The 17944-nt window shown below is 63.4% G+C and carries 17 protein-coding genes; 10 read left to right on the forward strand and 7 right to left on the reverse strand.

Annotated features, from left to right (window positions below; translation table 11 throughout):
• Nucleotides 1-137: 137 nt before the first annotated feature.
• The gene (locus QMX78_RS13405; RefSeq protein ID WP_282270343.1) at nt 138-947 is read right to left on the reverse strand and encodes an endonuclease/exonuclease/phosphatase family protein; all 810 of its coding nucleotides are present in this window, start codon (nt 945-947) and stop codon (nt 138-140) included.
• Between the two features lie 178 nt (nt 948-1125).
• On the opposite strand from QMX78_RS13405, the gene QMX78_RS13410 reads away from it, so the two are divergent.
• Together QMX78_RS13410 and QMX78_RS13415 are read left to right on the forward strand one after the other, a co-directional pair.
• Nucleotides 1126-2694, forward strand: a complete 1569-nt coding sequence (locus tag QMX78_RS13410) for an oligopeptide:H+ symporter (RefSeq protein ID WP_282270346.1) — start codon at nt 1126-1128, stop codon at nt 2692-2694.
• Between the two features lie 2 nt (nt 2695-2696).
• The gene (locus QMX78_RS13415) at nt 2697-3317 is read left to right on the forward strand and encodes a rhomboid family intramembrane serine protease (protein WP_282270348.1); all 621 of its coding nucleotides are present in this window, start codon (nt 2697-2699) and stop codon (nt 3315-3317) included.
• 131 nt (nt 3318-3448) lie between these two features.
• Here QMX78_RS13415 and QMX78_RS13420 read toward each other — a convergent pair whose 3' ends face one another.
• Nucleotides 3449-3613, reverse strand: a complete 165-nt coding sequence (locus tag QMX78_RS13420; protein WP_282270374.1) for a hypothetical protein — start codon at nt 3611-3613, stop codon at nt 3449-3451.
• Between the two features lie 200 nt (nt 3614-3813).
• Between QMX78_RS13420 and QMX78_RS13425 the strand changes: the two genes are divergently transcribed.
• From QMX78_RS13425 to QMX78_RS13455, 7 genes are all read left to right on the forward strand, one after another.
• Nucleotides 3814-4107: a GNAT family N-acetyltransferase gene (locus QMX78_RS13425; protein WP_282270350.1), complete on the forward strand. Its 294-nt coding sequence runs from the start codon at nt 3814-3816 to the stop codon at nt 4105-4107.
• Nucleotides 4108-4167: 60 nt separating this feature from the next.
• Nucleotides 4168-4995 (forward strand): DUF3298 and DUF4163 domain-containing protein, encoded by an 828-nt coding sequence (locus QMX78_RS13430; protein ID WP_282270353.1) that lies wholly within the window; start codon nt 4168-4170, stop codon nt 4993-4995.
• 17 nt (nt 4996-5012) lie between these two features.
• Nucleotides 5013-6128, forward strand: coding sequence for a cyclopropane fatty acyl phospholipid synthase (gene cfa / locus QMX78_RS13435; protein ID WP_282270355.1), 1116 nt, complete (start codon nt 5013-5015; stop codon nt 6126-6128).
• Between the two features lie 90 nt (nt 6129-6218).
• On the forward strand, nt 6219-6713 hold the full coding sequence (locus QMX78_RS13440) for a MarR family transcriptional regulator (RefSeq protein WP_282270357.1): 495 nt from the start codon (nt 6219-6221) through the stop codon (nt 6711-6713).
• A 7-nt stretch (nt 6714-6720) separates the two neighbouring features.
• Nucleotides 6721-8865 carry an FUSC family protein gene (locus tag QMX78_RS13445; RefSeq protein ID WP_282270359.1) on the forward strand — a complete coding sequence of 715 codons (2145 nt, stop codon included), beginning with the start codon at nt 6721-6723 and terminating at the stop codon, nt 8863-8865.
• On the forward strand, nt 8855-9052 hold the full coding sequence (locus QMX78_RS13450; RefSeq protein WP_282270361.1) for a DUF1656 domain-containing protein: 198 nt from the start codon (nt 8855-8857) through the stop codon (nt 9050-9052). Before QMX78_RS13445 ends, QMX78_RS13450 begins: the two co-directional genes overlap by 11 nt.
• A gap of 8 nt (nt 9053-9060) precedes the next feature.
• Nucleotides 9061-10062 carry an HlyD family secretion protein gene (locus QMX78_RS13455; RefSeq protein ID WP_282270363.1) on the forward strand — a complete coding sequence of 334 codons (1002 nt, stop codon included), beginning with the start codon at nt 9061-9063 and terminating at the stop codon, nt 10060-10062.
• A gap of 919 nt (nt 10063-10981) precedes the next feature.
• Here the strand turns inward: QMX78_RS13455 and QMX78_RS13460 are convergent.
• Nucleotides 10982-13153: a M3 family metallopeptidase gene (locus QMX78_RS13460; protein WP_282270365.1), complete on the reverse strand. Its 2172-nt coding sequence runs from the start codon at nt 13151-13153 to the stop codon at nt 10982-10984.
• 154 nt (nt 13154-13307) lie between these two features.
• On the opposite strand from QMX78_RS13460, the gene QMX78_RS13465 reads away from it, so the two are divergent.
• Nucleotides 13308-13790, forward strand: a complete 483-nt coding sequence (locus tag QMX78_RS13465) for a glutathione peroxidase (RefSeq protein WP_282270367.1) — start codon at nt 13308-13310, stop codon at nt 13788-13790.
• A 16-nt stretch (nt 13791-13806) separates the two neighbouring features.
• On the opposite strand, the gene QMX78_RS13470 is transcribed toward QMX78_RS13465, so the two are convergent.
• From QMX78_RS13470 to QMX78_RS13485, 4 genes are all read right to left on the reverse strand, one after another.
• Entirely contained in the window at nt 13807-14100 is a 294-nt protein-coding gene (locus tag QMX78_RS13470) for a HigA family addiction module antitoxin (RefSeq protein WP_282270369.1), read from the reverse strand.
• On the reverse strand, nt 14100-14378 hold the full coding sequence (locus tag QMX78_RS13475; protein ID WP_282270371.1) for a type II toxin-antitoxin system RelE/ParE family toxin: 279 nt from the start codon (nt 14376-14378) through the stop codon (nt 14100-14102). Before QMX78_RS13475 ends, QMX78_RS13470 begins: the two co-directional genes overlap by 1 nt.
• Nucleotides 14379-14492: 114 nt before the next feature.
• Nucleotides 14493-16901, reverse strand: coding sequence for an AAA family ATPase (locus tag QMX78_RS13480; RefSeq protein ID WP_282270372.1), 2409 nt, complete (start codon nt 16899-16901; stop codon nt 14493-14495).
• 112 nt (nt 16902-17013) lie between these two features.
• On the reverse strand, nt 17014-17802 hold the full coding sequence (locus QMX78_RS13485; RefSeq protein ID WP_282270373.1) for a ferredoxin--NADP reductase: 789 nt from the start codon (nt 17800-17802) through the stop codon (nt 17014-17016).
• Nucleotides 17803-17944: the final 142 nt, after the last annotated feature.

A 17944-nucleotide genomic window follows, 5' to 3' on the forward strand; every position in this document is an offset into this window, starting at 1 on the left:
CGCCGCGAACCCGATGTTGTGGGAGCGGCGTCAGCCGAAGCTGGTGCGTCATCAGGTTGCCTGTTTGGCCGCAGCCGGAGCAATTCCAGCTTCGCGGCTGACGCCGCTCCTACAAGCGACCATCGGCAACTGCCACGTCAGGGTTGCTCGACGCCATCGGCGGCGGGGAGGCGGGTGATGCGCAGCGTTGCCATCATGCCCAGCGGCTCGGGGGCCGACTGGGCATCGCTGGCCGGTAGCTGGATCGCCTGCTGGGTGATGTCGGCGAAGCTGCGGACCTGGTACAGCACGTCCAGCCCGTGTTGGGCGTCGGCTGCGAGGCGGGCATCGCCGCGGCGATTGGACGGATTCCTGCGTGCAGGCTGATAACCGGGCAGTTGCCGGACAAGCTCCTCGGTGGGCGCGGCGAAGTCACCGATGATCAGCGACGGCAGGCCATCAGCGGTGGCGTCCATCCATGAGCGCAGGTCGGCAGCCTGATGGCCGCGTGCGACCGGACTGTTGTCGCCAGGGCACATGCTGGCGGCGTAGATGTTCAGTTGCGCCTGTTGCAGCTGCAGGCGCTGCATGCCCGCGGCGGTCGGGGCGTCGTCACCGTGCAGCAGGGTGATGCCATCCTGCTGTGCCTGCAGGCGGGTCAGCACCGCATTGCCGCGGCGCACTGGTTGGCTGGGGCGGTCGGCGCTGACGAAATCACAGCTGTATTTGAGGCGGCTGCCCAGCCAGCAGGCAGGGTTGGGGGTGTTGGCCAGCTGGCGCACGTCCTGTACCACGATCACGTCCGGCCGCAGGTCCTGGATCAGTGCGGCGATCCGGTCGCGCTGGCCAGTCCAGATCTCACCACTGTCGGGGAGACGCAGGTTGGCTACCTTGATGACCGGCAGCACCGGCTCAGCCATGACGCCAAATGACAGGACAAGCAGTCCAAAACAACCCCAGCGCAGCATTGCAACGCCTCAAAGTGAGGAGCTGTCATGCTAAAGCTTTGTGCGTGGAAGGGATGTGCATGGCCCAGCAGTCAGGTTTTGCTGGTGCAGGCGGTAGGTATTTTGCTGGGGTGAACCGGTCTTGCGGGCGGCATGATGCGTTACGCTTGCAACCTTTGTATTCACGGATCGCCCGCAGATGACGACCAACGACGTGGCAGCAGCCCCGGACCCCAAGGCAAAGATGCCGCGCCAGATCGGCTACATCATCGGTAATGAGGCGTGCGAACGCTTCAGCTTCTACGGGATGCGCAACATCCTGGTGCAGTTCCTGATCACCTCGTTGCTGTTGCAGGAGATCACCGCCGAAGGCCGTGCTGGCGAGGCGAAGGACATCATGCACAGCTTCATGATCGGCGTGTACTTCTTCCCGCTGCTCGGTGGCTGGTTGGCCGACCGCTTTTTCGGCAAGTACCACACCATCCTCTGGTTCAGCCTGATCTACTGTGTCGGCCATCTGTGCCTGGCGCTGTTCGAGGGCAACCGCCAAGGCTTCTTCCTGGGCTTGGGGCTGATCGCCTTGGGTGCAGGTGGCATCAAGCCACTGGTGGCCTCTTTCATGGGCGACCAGTTCGACCAGGGCAACAAGCACCTGGCCAAGATCGTGTTTGACGCGTTCTACTGGATCATCAATTTCGGCTCGCTGTTCGCCTCGCTGCTGATTCCGCTGGCGCTGAAGAACCTCGGCCCGCAGTGGGCGTTCGGTATTCCCGGCATCCTGATGTTCGTGGCCACCTTCGTGTTCTGGCTGGGACGCAAGCGCTACGTGCTGGTGCCGTTGCCGCCCAAGGACCCGCATTCCTTCGCCAACGTGGTGCGTACCGCGCTGCTGGCACAAGCCCCGGGCCAGGGCCGGATGGGTCTGGTGGTGGCGGTGTTGGGCGTGGTGCTGGCGCTGGCTTCGTTCGCGTTGGTGCCCAGCCTGGGCATCGTGATCTGCCTGTGTCTGGCGCTGGTCTCGGTGCTGGCCGGTATTGGCGGCGGCACCATGCTGCAGCTGGACCGCGCCCGCGGCGTGCACCCGGAGGCGGCTGTCGAGGGCGTGCGTTCGGTGCTGAAGGTGCTGGTGATCTTTGCCCTGACCACCCCGTTCTTCTCCTTGTTCGACCAGAAGGCCTCGACCTGGGTGCTGCAGGGCCAGCAGATGAACATGCCCAGCTGGTTCACGGCCTCGCAGATGCAGGCGCTCAACCCGCTGCTGGTGATGATCCTGATCCCGTTCAACAATCTGGTGCTGTACCCGGCGCTGCGTCGCTTCGGCTTCGAGCCGACCGCGCTGCGGCGCATGACCGCTGGTATCGCCTTCAGTGGCCTGGCCTGGATCGTGGTGGGTGGCATCCAGGTGGTGATGGACGGTGGCGATGCCATGTCGATCTTCTGGCAGGTGCTGCCATATGCGCTGCTGACCTTCGGTGAAGTGCTGGTCTCGGCCACCGGTCTGGAGTTCGCCTACAGCCAGGCACCGGCATCCATGAAGGGTGTGGTGATGAGCTTCTGGAACCTGACCACCACCATCGGTAACCTGTGGGTGCTGCTGTCTAACGCGGCGGTGCGCAACCACGCGGTCACTGACCGTATTGCCAGTACCGGTCTGAGCGAAACGGCGTTCCTGATGTTCTTCTTCGCTGGCTTTGCCTTCATCGCGGCGCTGGCGTTCGGTATCTACGCACGCCGTTACAAGATGGTCGACAACTACCGGGCGGTTTGAACATGCAAGGACCGATAACCCTGATCCTGATCGCCATCACCGCGCTGGTGTCGTGGATGGCGTTCAACAACCGCAAGCTGGCTGATCGGCTGATCCTGTGGCCGCCGGCGATCGACAAGCACAAGCAGTACGACCGGCTGGTGACCTACGGGTTCATCCATGCTGACTTCGGCCACCTGTTGTTCAACATGGTGACCCTGTATTTCTTCGGCCGCTCGATCGAGGTCATCATGCTCGGCACCACCGGGCAGTGGTGGGTCTATCCGCTGTTCTACCTGTCGGCGCTGGTGGTATCGATCCTGCCGACTTACCTGAAGAACCAGAAGAATCCGAACTATTTGAGTCTGGGTGCTTCAGGCGCGGTGTCGGCTGTGCTGTTTGCCTACATCCTGATCGCGCCGTGGAAGTTGATCCTGGTGATGTTCATCCCGGCGCCGGCCATTCTGTATGCCGCGTTCTATGTCGGCTACAGCATCTGGATGGACAAGAAGGGCGGGGACAACGTCAATCACAGCGCGCACCTTGCCGGTGCCGCTTTCGGTGTGATGTTCATGCTGATCATGGAGCCGGAGCTGCTGCAGCACTTCCTGCAGAGCCTGATGAATCCCACTTTCCGCTTCTGAGCGGAGGAGAGGGAGCTGGGGGCTGTATCGCCCCTCGTGCCAGGGGCCGCGCGCATCGTGTCGTCGCGGCCCCGTTTCGTTCTGGCAGCTGCGCCCTGGGCGCGCCGCGCGTGTGAACGCTGGTGGCAGGCTCAGGTGGCGTAGCTGTCGAGCAGGCGCGAATAGACTTCGTTGTCGATCTTCTTGAATTCCCAGCCACTGGTATCGCCGGCGACGGCCAGCTGGAACAGGCCCTCCAGCAGGGTGGAGTCATGGTCGTTGGACGGGATCTGCATCGTGCGGTCGTTGTCGAACACGGTACACCTCGACTGTCAGCTATTGTTTTATGGGTAAACCCAGCAATTCCCGTGCCAGCGTTTGAGACGCATTCCATGCTTTGATGGCGGTGGCGCTGCTGGCGCCGATGTCGGAAAGTGACGCAAAGTGGCGCTTCCGACTGGTAGCTCGCGTCATCACATCGCTTTCACCAAGTCCACCGCGTTCCGCAGGAGTCCTCATGAGCTTGAGCAAACCACCAATTCCAGATATCGAACATGACGCGGCTGCAAACCGCTTCCAGACCCTGGTTGATGGTCAGCGCGCGGTGCTGGATTACGAACTGGATGGCGGTGTGATGGTCATCACCCATACCGGGGTGCCCGAGGCCATCGGCGGGCGTGGCATTGCCGCGGCATTGACCCGGTTCGCGCTGGAGCATGCACGCGTTGCAGGCTGGAAGGTCATACCCGCCTGCGCCTATGCCGCAACTTTCATGCAACGTCATGGCGAATATGCAGACCTGCTGGGATAATTCGCTGGCATGGCCAAGCCCGACCGGGCGGCCGCACACACCTCCAAGGGATCAAAGGGCATGAACAGGTTGGTACGGGGATCGTCTGCCGCAGCGGTATTGCTGCTGGCATTGGCTGGTTGCAAGCAGGATGAGCAAGGTGCGCCGGTCGCACCGGCCGCGGAACCGGTGCAGGCACCGGTTGCGGTCGCACCTGCGGCAGCTGATCTGCGCGATGTGATTGAAAACACCCCAAGCTATGTCATTGGTATCAGCTACCCACCGGCAGCCGCCAAGTACCCGGGTCTGGCCAATGCACTGAGCGATTATGCAGGCCATGCCAAGGCTGACCTGTTGAAGTCGGTGTCCGAGCTGGGCAATGACAAGCCCACAGCCCCGTATGAACTGTCACTGGCCTTCGACATGCTGGTGGAATCACCGGCGGTTGTCGCGGTTTCCGCCGATGGCAGCAGCTACACCGGCGGCGCCCATGGCCAGCCGTTGGTAGCCCGTTTTGTATGGCTGCCCGAGCAGCAGCAACTGCTCAAGGCAGAAGACCTGATCACCACGACCAAGGGCTGGCAGGCGATCAGTGATTTCACCGAGGACAAGCTGCTGGAGCAGGCCACCGTGCGTGCCCAGGGCGAGGACATGTCGCCGGAAGAGCAGCAGGCCCAGGTCCGCAACCTGTCCAAGATGATCGACGAAGGCACCACCGCCGACGCCACCAACTTCGGTCAGTTCCAGCCGGTGCTGGACGCGGCCGGCAAGATTTCGGCGCTGCGCTTCGTGTTCCCGCCCTACCAGGTGGGTCCGTACTCGGATGGCACGCAGACGGTGGATGTGCCGGCGGCGGTGTTGTTGCCGCATGTGGCGGCGGCTTACCAGGGGCTGTTCGCACGCCCCTGAAAAACAGGAGGTCAGTGATGGATGCAGGGCTGCAACGACGTGTGGAAGCACTGCTGCAGGAGGCCGATATCATCCCCGGCGGTGACAGGCCGCAGGACCTGGACATCCTCGACCCGCGCTTCTATGCGCGGGTGCTGGCCGAAGGCTCGCTCGGTCTGGGCGAGAGCTACATGGAAGGTTGGTGGCAGGCGCATTCGCTGGATGGCCTGCTCACCCACCTGCTGGATGCGCGACTGGACGAGCGCGTGCACGGCAGCGGCGAAGTCTGGGATGCGCTCAAGGCCAAGCTGTTCAACCTGCAGAGCGGGCAGGGCAGCTACGAGGTCGGCAAGCGGCATTACGACCTGGGCAACGACCTTTACCGGGCCATGCTTGGCAAGCGGCTGGTCTACAGCTGCGGATACTGGCGCAATGCCAGTACTCTGGACGACGCGCAGGAAGCCAAGCTCGAACTGATCTGCCGCAAGCTCGGCCTGCAGCCGGGTATGCGCGTGCTGGATATCGGCTGTGGTTGGGGCGAGGCACTGAAGTTCGCGGCCGAGCGTTATGGCGTGCGCGGCGTTGGCGTAACCATCTCGCAGGAGCAGGCCGCGTTTGCCCGTGAACTGTGTGCCGGCCTAGCGGTCGAGATACGCCTGCAGGACTACCGCGAGCTGGACGAGCGCTTCGACGCCGTGTTCTCGGTGGGTATGTTCGAGCACGTCGGGGTCAAGAATTACCGCAGCTACTTCGAGGTCGCCCGGCGCTGCCTGGGCGAGCAGGGATTGTTCCTGCTGCACAGCATTGGTACCAATGTCAGCCGCGACCGCACCGACCCGTGGATCGCCAAGTACATCTTCCCCAACTCGATGCTGCCCTCGGCCGCGCAGATCACCCATGCGATGGAGGGGCTGTTCGTGCTGGAGGACTGGCACAACTTCGGCACAGACTACGACCGTACCCTGCAGGCGTGGCGCGACAACGTCGAGGCGGCGTGGGAGCAGTTGGACGCGCGCTACGACGAGCGCTTCCGGCGCATGTGGCGTTTCTACCTGGCCGCGTCGATGGCGACCTTCCGCACCCGCCACTCGCAGCTCTGGCAATTGTTGCTGTCGCCGCGCGGGGTTCGCGAGGGTTATCTGGCGCCACGCTGAACGCGGAACACTGTAACTGCAAAACTGTTTTAGAAGTTTATATTACATATGTGTATTATCTGCCTCATTCCTCGATGAGCCGGATAGCCCATGAGCAGTTTCGACGCGACCGAAACCCGGATTGATGCCACCTGCGCCCGCTGGCCGGGTTTCCCGCGTGAGCCGGCGGTGCTGGTGCGCCTGGTCAAGGGCATCTACAAGACCGTCCATGACCGCGCTAATGCCGTGCTGCGTGATTTCGACCTGAGCCACGCCGAGTACAACATCCTGATGATGTTGTACGGCACCCCGGATCACCCGCTGACGCCGTCGGAACTGGCCGAGGCCGCCACTGAGAAGTCGGCCAACATCACCCGGCTCACCGACCAGCTGTGCAACAAGGGCCTGCTGGAGCGGATTCCGGACACCAATGACCGCCGCAAGCTGGGGCTGCACCTGACCGACAAAGGCCTGGCTTGCATCCAGAGCCTGCTGCCGAAGATGGCCGAACTGCTGGTTCTGCAGGTACAGGGCCTGGATGAGAGTGAGCAGCACCAGCTCGAACGACTGCTGAAAAAGATGCTCGATGGTATCGAGGCCATCTGAGTACGCCATGTCTGCCATCCCTTCATCGGTAAGCGCGTCGGCGACGACGCCCTGGCATGCCGGCATGCGCGGCTTCCTCAAGGGCGAGGCTGACACCTGGCTGTTCGTGTTGCGCACGACCGTGGCCTTCTTCCTGACCGGTTGGTTGGCCATGCGCCTGCAGCTGCCGCAACCGGGTACCGCAATGATGACCACGGTCATCGTCATGCACCGGCAAAGCGGCATGGTGCTGGCCAAGGCGTTCTACCGGGTGCTCGGCACCTTCGCCGGTGCCGTAGGTGCGTTGCTTATCGTGGCTTTGTTCCCGCAGCAACGTGAGCCCTTCCTGCTGCTGATGGCGCTGTGGATCGCTGGCTGTGTGGCCGGCGCTACCCTGCATCGCAACTTCAAGTCCTATGCCTTTGTACTGGCTGGTTACACCGCGGCCATCATCGCCTTGCCGGTGATCTCCACCCATCCCGGGCAGATCTTCGATTCGGCGGTGGCGCGCATCAGCGAGGTGCTGTTGGGCCTGCTGGTGACCGCGGTGATCAGCGATACCATTTTCCCGGTGCGCCTGCGCGACACCTTGCGCACGGCGGTGAACAACCAGTACGAGAACTTCCTTGGTTTCATGCGTGGCGCCTTGCTTGGTGAGGTGCCACGCGAGCGCATGGAGCAGGCACATCTGCGCGTTGTGCGCGACGCGGTGACGCTGGAAGACCTGCGCAGCTCGGTGATCTTCGAAGACGGCGAAGCGCGTGCGCGCAGCGCGCATCTGCAGCGCTTCAACCAGCGCTTCATGGCGGCGTCGACCACGTTCCAGTCGCTGCACCATCTGATCAACCGCTTGCTGCGCCAGCCTGACCCGGCCGCGGGCCAGGCGCTGCAGGCCTTGTACCTGCCATTGGGTGCCGCCCTGCAAGCCAGCGAGCAATCACCGGCGCAATTGGCAGAGCAGATCCACGCGGTACGCAAAGGTCTGGCCGCGCGATCAGGCGAGCTGCGCACTTCCCTCAGCGGTGTCAGCCAGATCGAAGATTTCGATGTGGGGACGCAGTTGTTGCGGCGCTTCGTCAAGGAACTTGAGCACTACGTGCATGCTCGCCGGCAGCTGACACTGCAGGTCGCACCGACCGAAGACGATGCCCGTGCACAGTTCGTCCGCGGCAATGACTACCTGGGTGCTGCGGTGGCGTTCACCCGTACCGCCATCACCATGCTGCTGCTGAGCGCGCTGTGGGCCGCCAGCGGCTGGGCAATGGCGGTCAATGTGATGCTGCTGGCAACGATCTTCTCCGGCTTGTTCGCGACCATGCCGAACGCGGCACGGATGACCGGAAAAGTCGCCTGGGGCTATCTGCTCGGCGTCATCGCAGCCTATGTCTGCGACTACATGGTGCTGACCCGGATGGAGGGTTTCACCCTGCTGGTTGCGGGGTTGCTGCCGTTCTTCGTGGTGGGCCCCTACATGGTCAGCCGCCCCAAGCTGTCAGTGTTCGGGTTGGGTTATACGATGGGCCTGGTCAATATCCTGGCCATCACCAGCGTGCACGCCTTTGATCCGGTGCGCTTCTTCAATGAGGGCACTTCGCAACTCATCGCGATGGGTGCGGCAGTATTGAGTTTTGCGTTGATGCCACCGCTGGTAGGCACGGCATGGTTGCGGCGGCGGCAGATGGCTGGCTTGCGCGCGCAGGTGGGCTTGGCCGCGCAGGCGCCGCTGCGTGGACTCCAGCACCGTTTCGAAAGCATCAACAGCGACCTGCTGCACCAGATCGTCACCCATACGGCGGCGGGCAGCGAGGAGTCGCGCCAGCAGCTCGCCTGGGCCTTGGCGGTCAACGAAACCGGCCGCGCACTGATCCACCTGCGCCAGGACGTGGCCCGTGAACCGGCATCGACGCAGCTGCACCAGTGCGTGGATTTAGTGGTGCGGGCCTTGGCCGATTTCTTCGCCCTGCCAGATGCAACGGCATGGCAGCGTGCCGACACGGCGCTGACCGAGGCCATCGCGCTGGCGCGAGCCCAGGCCGCTGATGGTGGTGTCGCCGCACGGGTGTTGCTGCACCTGCGTCTGGTGCGATTGGCGATGGTGGACGACAGCTCGGTCATGGCTGCCTATATCGCACCCATTGATTCAAATCCGGAGGCACCTCGCCATGCCCATTGAGATCGCTTTCGCTGGAACCCTGTTTCCCGGCCTGCTGTTGTTGTTCGTGCTGGTCTGCATCGCGCTGTGGGCGCTGGACACCTTGGCTGGTCGTCGCGGTTGGTACCGCAATGTCTGGCACCCGGCCTTGTTCCGCACTGCGGTGTTCATCTGTCTGTTTGGTGGCTTCGGCCTGCTGCTGTTCTGAGAAATCCCATGACCCCCAAAGTCCAATCCATTCTTCGTTTCTCCATCACCGCCGTGGTGGTGGTGATAGCTGCCTTGATCGCGATGGCGATGTGGCGGCATTACATGTACTCGCCGTGGACCCGCGAAGGTCGCCTGCGCGCGGAAGTGGTGCGCGTGGCGCCGGATGTTTCCGGCCCGGTCAGCGCGGTAGCGGTGCGTGACAACCAGTTGGTGAAGCGCGGCGACGTGCTGTACCAGATCGATCCCGCGCGCTACCAGAACGCCTTGAACCAGGCGCGCGGCAACCTGGCCGCCGCAGAGGCTTCCGCGCGAGCCGCGGGCGCAAGCATCCAGGTAGCGGCGGCGGGAGCTGCACAGCAGAGTGCGAATGCCAGTCGCTACGAGCAGCAGTACGAGCGGCGCCAGCGCATTACTGGCAGCTTGATCTCCGAAGAAGCGCGTACCGATGCGCTCAGTGCTGCGCAGGCCGCACGTGCCGGTGTTGCCCAGGCGCAGGCCAGTCGCCAACAGGCCAGTGCGTCGCAGCAGCAGGCACTGGCTGCAGTGGAGCAGGCACAGGCGGCATTGGATACGGCAGAGTTGAACCTGGAACGCACCCAGGTGCGCGCGCCGGTGGATGGTTATGTGACCAATCTGGAAGTGCGGCAGGGCGACTATGCCACTGCTGGTGCGGCAAAGTTGGCGGTGATCGATACCAATTCGTTCTGGGTCTACGGCTATTTTGAAGAGACCAAGCTGGCGCAGTTGCATGTGGGTGACGGCACCCGCGTGCAGTTGATGAGCGGGCAGGAGCTGCACGGGCATATCGAGAGCATTTCGCATGGCATTACCGATGCGGACAGCCCGACCGGCAGCGACCTGCTGGCGAATGTGAACCCGACCTACAACTGGGTGCGGCTGGCGCAACGGATTCCGGTTCGGATCAAACTGGACGCAGGTTCGTTTGCGAAGGGCGTCGTGCTGGCCAATGGCATGACCGCTACGGTGATTGTGGAGCGGGGGCGGTAGGGTTGAGTGGGTTTGCTTGGTGACTTGGGCTGGCTGCACGAAGTCCGAAGTACAGAGTTGAACGGGTAGAACCAGAAGCACAGAGCCAGAAGCACAGAGCCCCCTCATCCGCCCTCCGGGCACCTTCTCCCGCAAGCGGGAGAAGGGAAAGCGGGATGCTGCTTGAGCTGAAGGTTCGCCGCGCCATGCATGCGCCTAGCAATGCATCAGAGCCCCGCAGCGTCGGATCACTCCCTTCTCCCGCCTGCGGGAGAAGGAAAGGCGGGATGCTGCTTGCGCTGAAGGTTCGCCGCGCCATGCACGCGCGCAAGCAATGCATCAGAGCCCCGCAGCGTCGGACCACTCCCTTCTCCCGCCTGCGGGAGAAGGGAAGGCGGGATGCTGCTTGCGCTGAAGGTTCGCCGCGCCATGCATGCGCGCAAGCAATGCATCAGAGCCCCGCAGCGTCGGACCACTCCCTTCTCCCGCCTGCGGGAGAAGGGAAGGCGGGATGTTGCTTGCGCTGAAGGTTCGCCGCGCCATGCATGCGCGCAAGCAATGCATCGGAGCCCCGCAGCGTCGGACCACTCCCTTCTCCCGCCTGCGGGAGAAGGGAAGGCGGGATGTTGCTTGCGCTGAAGGTTCGTCGCGCCATGCATGCGCGCAAGCAATGCATCAGAGCCCCGCAGCGTCGGACCACTCCCTTCTCCCGCCTGCGGGAGAAGGGAAGGCGGGATGTTGCTTGAGCTGAAGGTTCGCCGCGCCATGCATGCGCGCTAGCAATGCATCGGAGCCCCGCAGCGTCGGACTACTCCCTTCTCCCGCAGGCGGGAGAAGGTGCCCGGAGGGCGGATGAGGGGGGCTTTTGATCTGCCGCACGAAGCAAAAGAGAACGCCCGGCAAAGCCGGGCGTTCTCTTTCCATCAAAACCAGCGACTGCTTACTTGGCAGCAGCACCGGTGGTCAGGCCACGCTTCTCAAGCAGCGGCTCGATCTGCGGCTCGTGGCCGGCGAAGTTGCGGAACAGCTCCATCGCATCGACGCTGCCACCCTTGGACAGCAGGGTCTTGCGGAAGTGGTCGCCGTTGGCGCGCGACAGGCCGCCGTTCTCGCGGAACCACTTCTGGGTGTTGGCATCCAGCACTTCGGACCAGATGTAGGCGTAGTAGCCGGCCGAGTAGCCGCCCATGATGTGGCTGAAGTACGGGGTCTTGTAGCGCGGCGGGACCGGCGCGTAGTAGATGCCGTCCTTGGCCAGCGCTTCATGCTCGAACTTCATCACGTCCTTCGGTGCCGGGATCTGACCAACACCGATCTGGTGCCAGTTCTGGTCCAGCATTGCAGCGCCCAGGTACTCGGTGGTGGCAAAACCCTGGTTGAACTTGGACGCGGCGATCACCTTGTCCAGCAGCGCCTGCGGCATCGCCGAGCCGTTCTGGTAGTGCTTGGCGTAGTTGGCCAGGATGGTCGGCTCGTCGGACCACATCTCGTTCACCTGCGAGGGGAACTCGACGAAGTCACGCGGCACCGCGGTGCCGGCGAAGTACGGGTACTTCACGTCCGAGAACATGCCGTGCAGGGCGTGGCCGAACTCGTGGAAGGTGGTGGTCACTTCGTCCCAGGTCAGCAGGGTCGGCTTGCCGGCCGGCGGCTTGGGGATGTTGAGGTGGTTGGCGACCACCGGCTTGTCGCCGGTCAGACCCGACTGCGACACATAGGCGTTCATCCACGCACCGCCACGCTTGGACTCGCGTGCATACGGATCGAAGATGAAGATGGCCAGCTGGCTGCCATCGGCGTCGAACACGTCATAGACGGTGACGTCGTCGTGGTAGACCGGCAGGTCGGTGCGCTGCTTGAAGCTCAGGCCGAATTCCTTGCCGGCGGCGAAGAACACGCCGTTCTCCAGCACGTTCTTCAGCTCGAAGTAGGGCTTGAGCTGGGATTCGTCGAAGTTGTACTTGGCCTGGCGCACCTTCTCGCTGTAGAAGGCCCAGTCCCACGGCTGCAGTTCGAACGTCGGCTTGCCGGCGGCCTTCTGCTCGCTGTCGATCATCGCCTGCAGGTCGGCGGCTTCGCGCTTGGCGTTGGTGACGGCGGCCGGAGCCAGCTGGCCGAGCATGGCATTGACCGCTTCCGGGGTCTTGGCGGTCTGGTTGCCCAGCGAATAGCTGGCGAAGTTCGGGAAGCCCATCAGTGCGGCCTTCTCGGCGCGCAGGGTCATGATGCGCGACACCAGGGCGGTGTTGTCGTACTCGCCACCCTTGCTGCCACGCGAGATCGAGGCTTCGTAGATCTTCTGGCGCAGCTCGCGGTTGGCCAGGTTGGTCAGCGGCGGCTGGCCGGTGGTGTTGAGCAGGGCGATGACGTACTTGCCATCCAGCTTGCGGGCCTTGGCAGCTTCGGCGGCGGCAGCGATCTGCTCGGCCGACAGGCCGTCCAGCTGCTTGACGTCATCAACCACGATGTAGGAAGCGTTGACCTCGGCCAGCACGTTCTGGCTGAACTTGGTGCCCAGGTTGGCCAGCTCGGCGTTCATGTCCTTGAGCTTGGCCTTGTCGGCGTCGGACAGCTTGGCGCCGGCGCGGACGAAGTTGTCGTGGTACTTCTCGACCAGACGCAGGCTTTCCGCATCCAGGCCCAGCTTGGCGCGGTTGTTGTACAGGGTCTCGATACGCGAGAACAGCTTGCCATTGAGGTTGATGGCATCGCTGTGCGCGGCGAATTTGGCCGAGTAGTCGGCCTGCAGCTTCTTGCGCGCGTCGTTGGTGTCGGCGCCGATCAGCGCGAAGAACACGGTGGTGGCGCGGTCCAGCACGGCGCCGCTGTTTTCCAGCGCGATCAGCGTGTTTTCAAAGGTGGGCGCAGCCGGGTTGTTGGCGATCGCTTCCACTTCCTGCAGCTGCTGGGCCATACCAGCGTCGAAAGCCGGCGCGAAATCGGCGTCCTTGATCTTGTCGAACTGCGGGTAGTGCAGCGGCAGCGGGCTTTCAGCGAAGAACGGATTGGCCTGCTGGGCCGACTGGGTGGTCGCAGTGGGTGCGGCCTGGCTGTAGGCCGGCAGGGCAAGACCCAGGGTCGCGGCAAGGGCGAGGGCGAGACGGGTGTTCAAGGCGGAAACTCCGGTAAAAAGACTGATCTTTCAGGGTACCTGCAGGCGCGCCCTTACGGGTGTGTCGAATGGCATGGTTGCGCTGAAAGGCCACATCTTGCACGCCGTTGGCGTCGCGATGGCGTACGCTGGCGGTTCTGTCAGGAGCCGTGCCATGCCCAATGCCTTTGATTTCGAGTTGACCGCACTGGATGGCCGTCCGCTGCCGCTGGCCACCTTCGATGGGAAGGTGCTGCTGGTAGTGAATACAGCCTCCAAATGCGGCTTCACCCCGCAGTACGAAGGGCTGGAGCAGCTGTGGCAGGAGCTGGGGCCGCAGGGACTGGTGGTGCTGGGGTGCCCCTGCGACCAGTTCGGCCACCAGGAGCCGGGCGATGCCGCCGACATCCAGGACTTCTGCAGCATCAACTACGGGGTCAGTTTCCCGATGTCGGCCAAGCTCAAGGTCAATGGCGCCGACGCCGATCCGCTATGGCAGTGGCTGCAGCGGCAGAAGCGCGGCGCGCTGGGCATCGCCGCGATCAAGTGGAACTTCAGCAAGTTCCTGATCGGCCGCAACGGACAGGTGCTTGCCCGCTACGCGCCGACCGCACGCCCGGAGACGCTGGAGGCGGATATCCGGGCCGCGCTGGGCTGAAGCGAGCGCTGCGTCGTCAAGCCGCAGCCAGCTGCAGGCGGCCTACAGACTTCAGATCGATATGCTGGCGGGCGACCCAGAGATCATGCGCGTCCTGCATGGCCAGCCAGCTTTCCGGGCTGCGACCAAGGGCGACAGATAGGCGCAAAGCCATTTCAGGGCTGACCCGACTGCTGCCGTTCAACACCCGACTCAACGTCGAGGCGGAAACCCCAAGTGCCTGTGCGAGTTCGCGGCCGCTGACATTGTTCGGCTCCAGATAGATGCCGGAAATGAAGGCGCCCGGATGCGGCGGGTTATGCATGTTCATCAATGATAGTCCTCGTAGTCCAGCACGTGGCAATTGCCATCCTTGAATTCAAAGGTGACGCGCCAGTTGTCGTTGACGGCAATCGACCAGCGTCCCTTCATCTCACCCCTCAGTGCGTGCAGGCGAAATCCGGGGATATCCATGTCCTCGATTGTGTGTGCTGTATCAAGTGCGGCCAGCTGCAGGCGCAGTCGATTCGCATGACTTGCCTGTATGCCTGCGGTGCTTCCGGTTTCATAGAGCTTGCGCAGCCCTTTGTGGCGGAATGACTTGATCATGCTGGATTGTAGCATGTTGCGCATCGCGCAACATTCACTGGGAGGGCAGGGGCGGTAGCGGGGTCAGTCGGGGTGCGGCAATGCCCGGCGCTGGACTGCGCCGGGCAAGCTTGCTTAGACCGGATCGGTCGCCGCTTCGTCCAGCAGGTCTTTCTGCTGCAGTTGTACCTTGGTCGGGTCGCCGTGTTCGGCCATGGCCCGTTGCAGGGCGCGGCGGGTGGCAGCGGTGACCAGTGACTGCAGGTCGCGGCCGGAGCTGCCTTCGGTGGCGGCTGCCAGGGTGCCCAGCACCTCGTCCACGGCAAAATCCAGCGGCTTGCCGGCCAGCTGCAGCCGCAGGATGGCCGCGCGTGCGTCGATGTCGGGCAGGCCGATCTGTATCTTGCGCTCCAGGCGCGACAGCAGCGCGCTGTCGATCGCGTCCAGGTGGTTGCTGGCAGCCAGCAGGAATACCTGGCCTTGTTTGGTGCTGATGCCGTCCAGTTCCTGCAGCAGCTGGGCGACGATTTCGGCGTTCAACTTGTCGGAATTGCCGCTGCCGCGTGGTGGGGCAACGGTGTCGATCTCATCGAGGAACAGGATGCACGGTGCCTGCGCCCGGGCTTTCTCGAACAGCTGCTTGACCCGCGCGGCGCCGTCGCCGAGGAACTGGCCCTTGACCTCCGCCGATGAGGCGGCGATGAAGGACAGCCCGGACTGGCTGGCCAGTACGCGCGCGATCTGGGTCTTGCCGGTGCCGGGTGGCCCATACAGCAGGATCCCGCGTGGCACCGGGATGTTCATCCGCGCCAGTTCTTCGGCATGCAGCAGTTCCTTGCCGAGGCTTTCGAACTCGGCACGGGTGCTGGCCGGCACGATCACATCGTCCCAGCCCAAGGTCTGCACCGAGGTGGAGCTTTTGCCGCGCAGGCGGGCGATGGCGGCGCTGAAATCGCTTTGCGCGGGGCGCCCGGCCGGGTGGGTGGCCACCACACTTGTGACCAGGGTGGACAGATCGCGCCCGGACATGCCGGCGGTTTCGCGCACCAGCACCTCGGTCACCGGCAATGCCAGCTGGGCCTTGCCGAACTCGGCCAGCAGGATGCGTTCGCGCGCTTCTGCGTTGGGTGCGGCAAGCTCGATGGAGACGGTGAAGCGCGACAGCACCGCATCATCGATCAACTCCTGGCGGTTGGTGGCACCAATCACCAGTACATTGCCGCTGCCCTGGTTGAAGCCATCCCATTCTGCGATGAAGGTCTGCACCAGCTCGTTGCCGAAGTTGTCGGTGTCGCGGCTACCACGGCGGGCAAAGGCACTTTCACATTCGTCCACGAACAGGATGGTCGGCCCCTTGTTGCGCGCGTTTTCCCAGATCTTCTTGACCTTGGGTCCAGTGTGGCCGATGTGTTCGCCCTTCAGGTCGGCGATGGTCACCGCGACGAAGTTGCAGTCCACGTGTTCGGCCAGCTTGCGCGCGATCAGGGTCTTGCCAGTGCCGGGCGGCCCCCACAGCAGCATGCCCTTGGGCAACGGCGGGGTGCCGGCGGCAAAACGGTCCACCAGCTTGATCACCTGTTCCAGGGTCTGCTCCGGGATGGCGACGTCCTTCCAGTTGGCTTCCAGCTTGTCCAGCGAGGCCAGCCGGACCAGCAGCGATTGCTGAAGCTGCAGCTCGCGCTCGTGCGGAGCGCTCAATGCCTGCAGGTCGAGGATGGGCTGGGCCAGCGGTGCCAGCACGGGTGCCAGTTCGGCGGCCAGTGGAGTCCACGTCGCGGCGTGTTCATCGGCTTCGGCACGGACACGTACGAGGCCGCCGGGGTGGCCATTGAGCGGCAGGCGGATGAAGATGTCGGGGTCCTTGTCGTTGGCGACATCAGTGCTCACGCCAACCATCACCGCGTTAGAGTTGTCGTGCTTGTCACCGAGCTGCCAGTTGTTGCCCATCTTCTCCACCGAGGGTGCGGGCGCGCGGATGACGGGGTAGGGGTGGCTGCGGCCGTCGTTGTTCTTCTTGCCGAAGGCGTGCAGCTGCAGCTGGCGTTTGCCCAGCGCATCGATCGATGCCAGCCCTGCAGCGGCATTGCGCTTTGACATGCGGTTGCGGCCCAGCCAGACCAACAGTGCATAAAAGACCAGGCCAGGCGGAATGTAGGCGAACAACAGGAACAGTGTGCTGGCCGGGAAGGGCAGCGTGTACGACAGGTGGCCGCAGAAATTCCGAACCGGCCCATACAGCGCCAGGCTACCGAGCAGCAGCAGCCAGGCCACAGTGCGGACGCCGCCGCTGCCCAAGGTCGCGCGCAAACTCAGCGCTGGCCCCAAGGTGCCTTTGCGGCCGTGTTGTTGCGTGTTGCGGCGCGCCTGCGCCAGACCTTCTTCGAACGCCGGGCGCATAGCCTGGGCGGCCTGGCATGCGGCGGGGTAGGCAGCGCCCATCGCCTGCTTTGCGGTCTGGGCACGTTGCTGGCATTGCGCCAGCTCCTCAAGCAACACACTGCGCTGGTTGTCGATGAAGCTGCTGCGGGAACTGCTTGGAACCATGAATCCTTTCCCCTGAACTGAAAACGGCCGGATCAGTGTGATCCGGCCGTTAAGCTACGCCATCATTGTCCGGGTTCATAGCCGCCAATGGTCGGTAAAAACCCTACAAGCCTTACTTCTCGACGAAGGCGCGCTCGAACACATAGTGGCCTGCGGTGCCGATGCGCGTGGACACCTCAAAACCGCGTGCGTCCAGCACGTTGCGCAGGTCGGCCAGCATCTGCGGGCTGCCGCAGATCATGAAGCGGTCGTTGGCCGGATCCAGCTGCGGCAGGCCGAGTGTTTCCTGCATCTGACCGTTTTCCATCAGCGAGGTCAGGCGGCCCTGGTTGGGGAAGGGCTCGCGGGTGACCGCCGGGTAGTACAGCAGCTTGTCGCGGACGATATCGCCGAGTATCTCGTCGTTCGGCAGTTCCTGCTCGAAGTACTCGCGGTAGGCCAGGTCCTTCTCGTAGCGCACGCCGTGGCAGACGATCACCTTGTCAAAGCGCTCGTAGGTTTCCGGGTCCTTGACCACGCTCAACCACGGCGCCAGGCCGGTGCCGGTGCCCAGCAGGTAGAGGTTCTTACCGGGATGCAGATCGCTGATCAGCAGGGTGCCGGTGGGCTTCTTGCCGACCAGCACCTTGTCGCCGGGCTTGAGGTGCTGCAGACGCGAGGTCAGCGCACCTTCCTGCACCTTGATGCTGAAGAAGTGCAGCTGCTCTTCCCAGTTGGCGCTGGCAATGGAGTAGGCACGCAACACCGGGCGGGCGCCTTCGTTTTCGTTTTCCAGCCCGATCATCACGAACTGGCCATTCTCGAAACGGAAGCCGCTATCGCGGGTAGTGGAGAAGCTGAAGTAGGCGTCCGTCCAGTGACGGACTTCAAGCACCGTTTCGGCGCCAAAAGCGGAAGACATGCCGTGATTCGTAGATTGGAGACCGGCCTATTCTAGCCGATTTCCAGCAAATAGGAATGAATCTCATTTGACCGGAGTATGGGTAGTGCCGAGCCATGCTCGGCAGGGGCTTTACCGGTAGTGCCTCTGCCGAGCATGGCTC

It is taken from the genome of Stenotrophomonas sp. PS02298, assembly GCF_029959445.1.
Taxonomy (GTDB): domain Bacteria; phylum Pseudomonadota; class Gammaproteobacteria; order Xanthomonadales; family Xanthomonadaceae; genus Stenotrophomonas.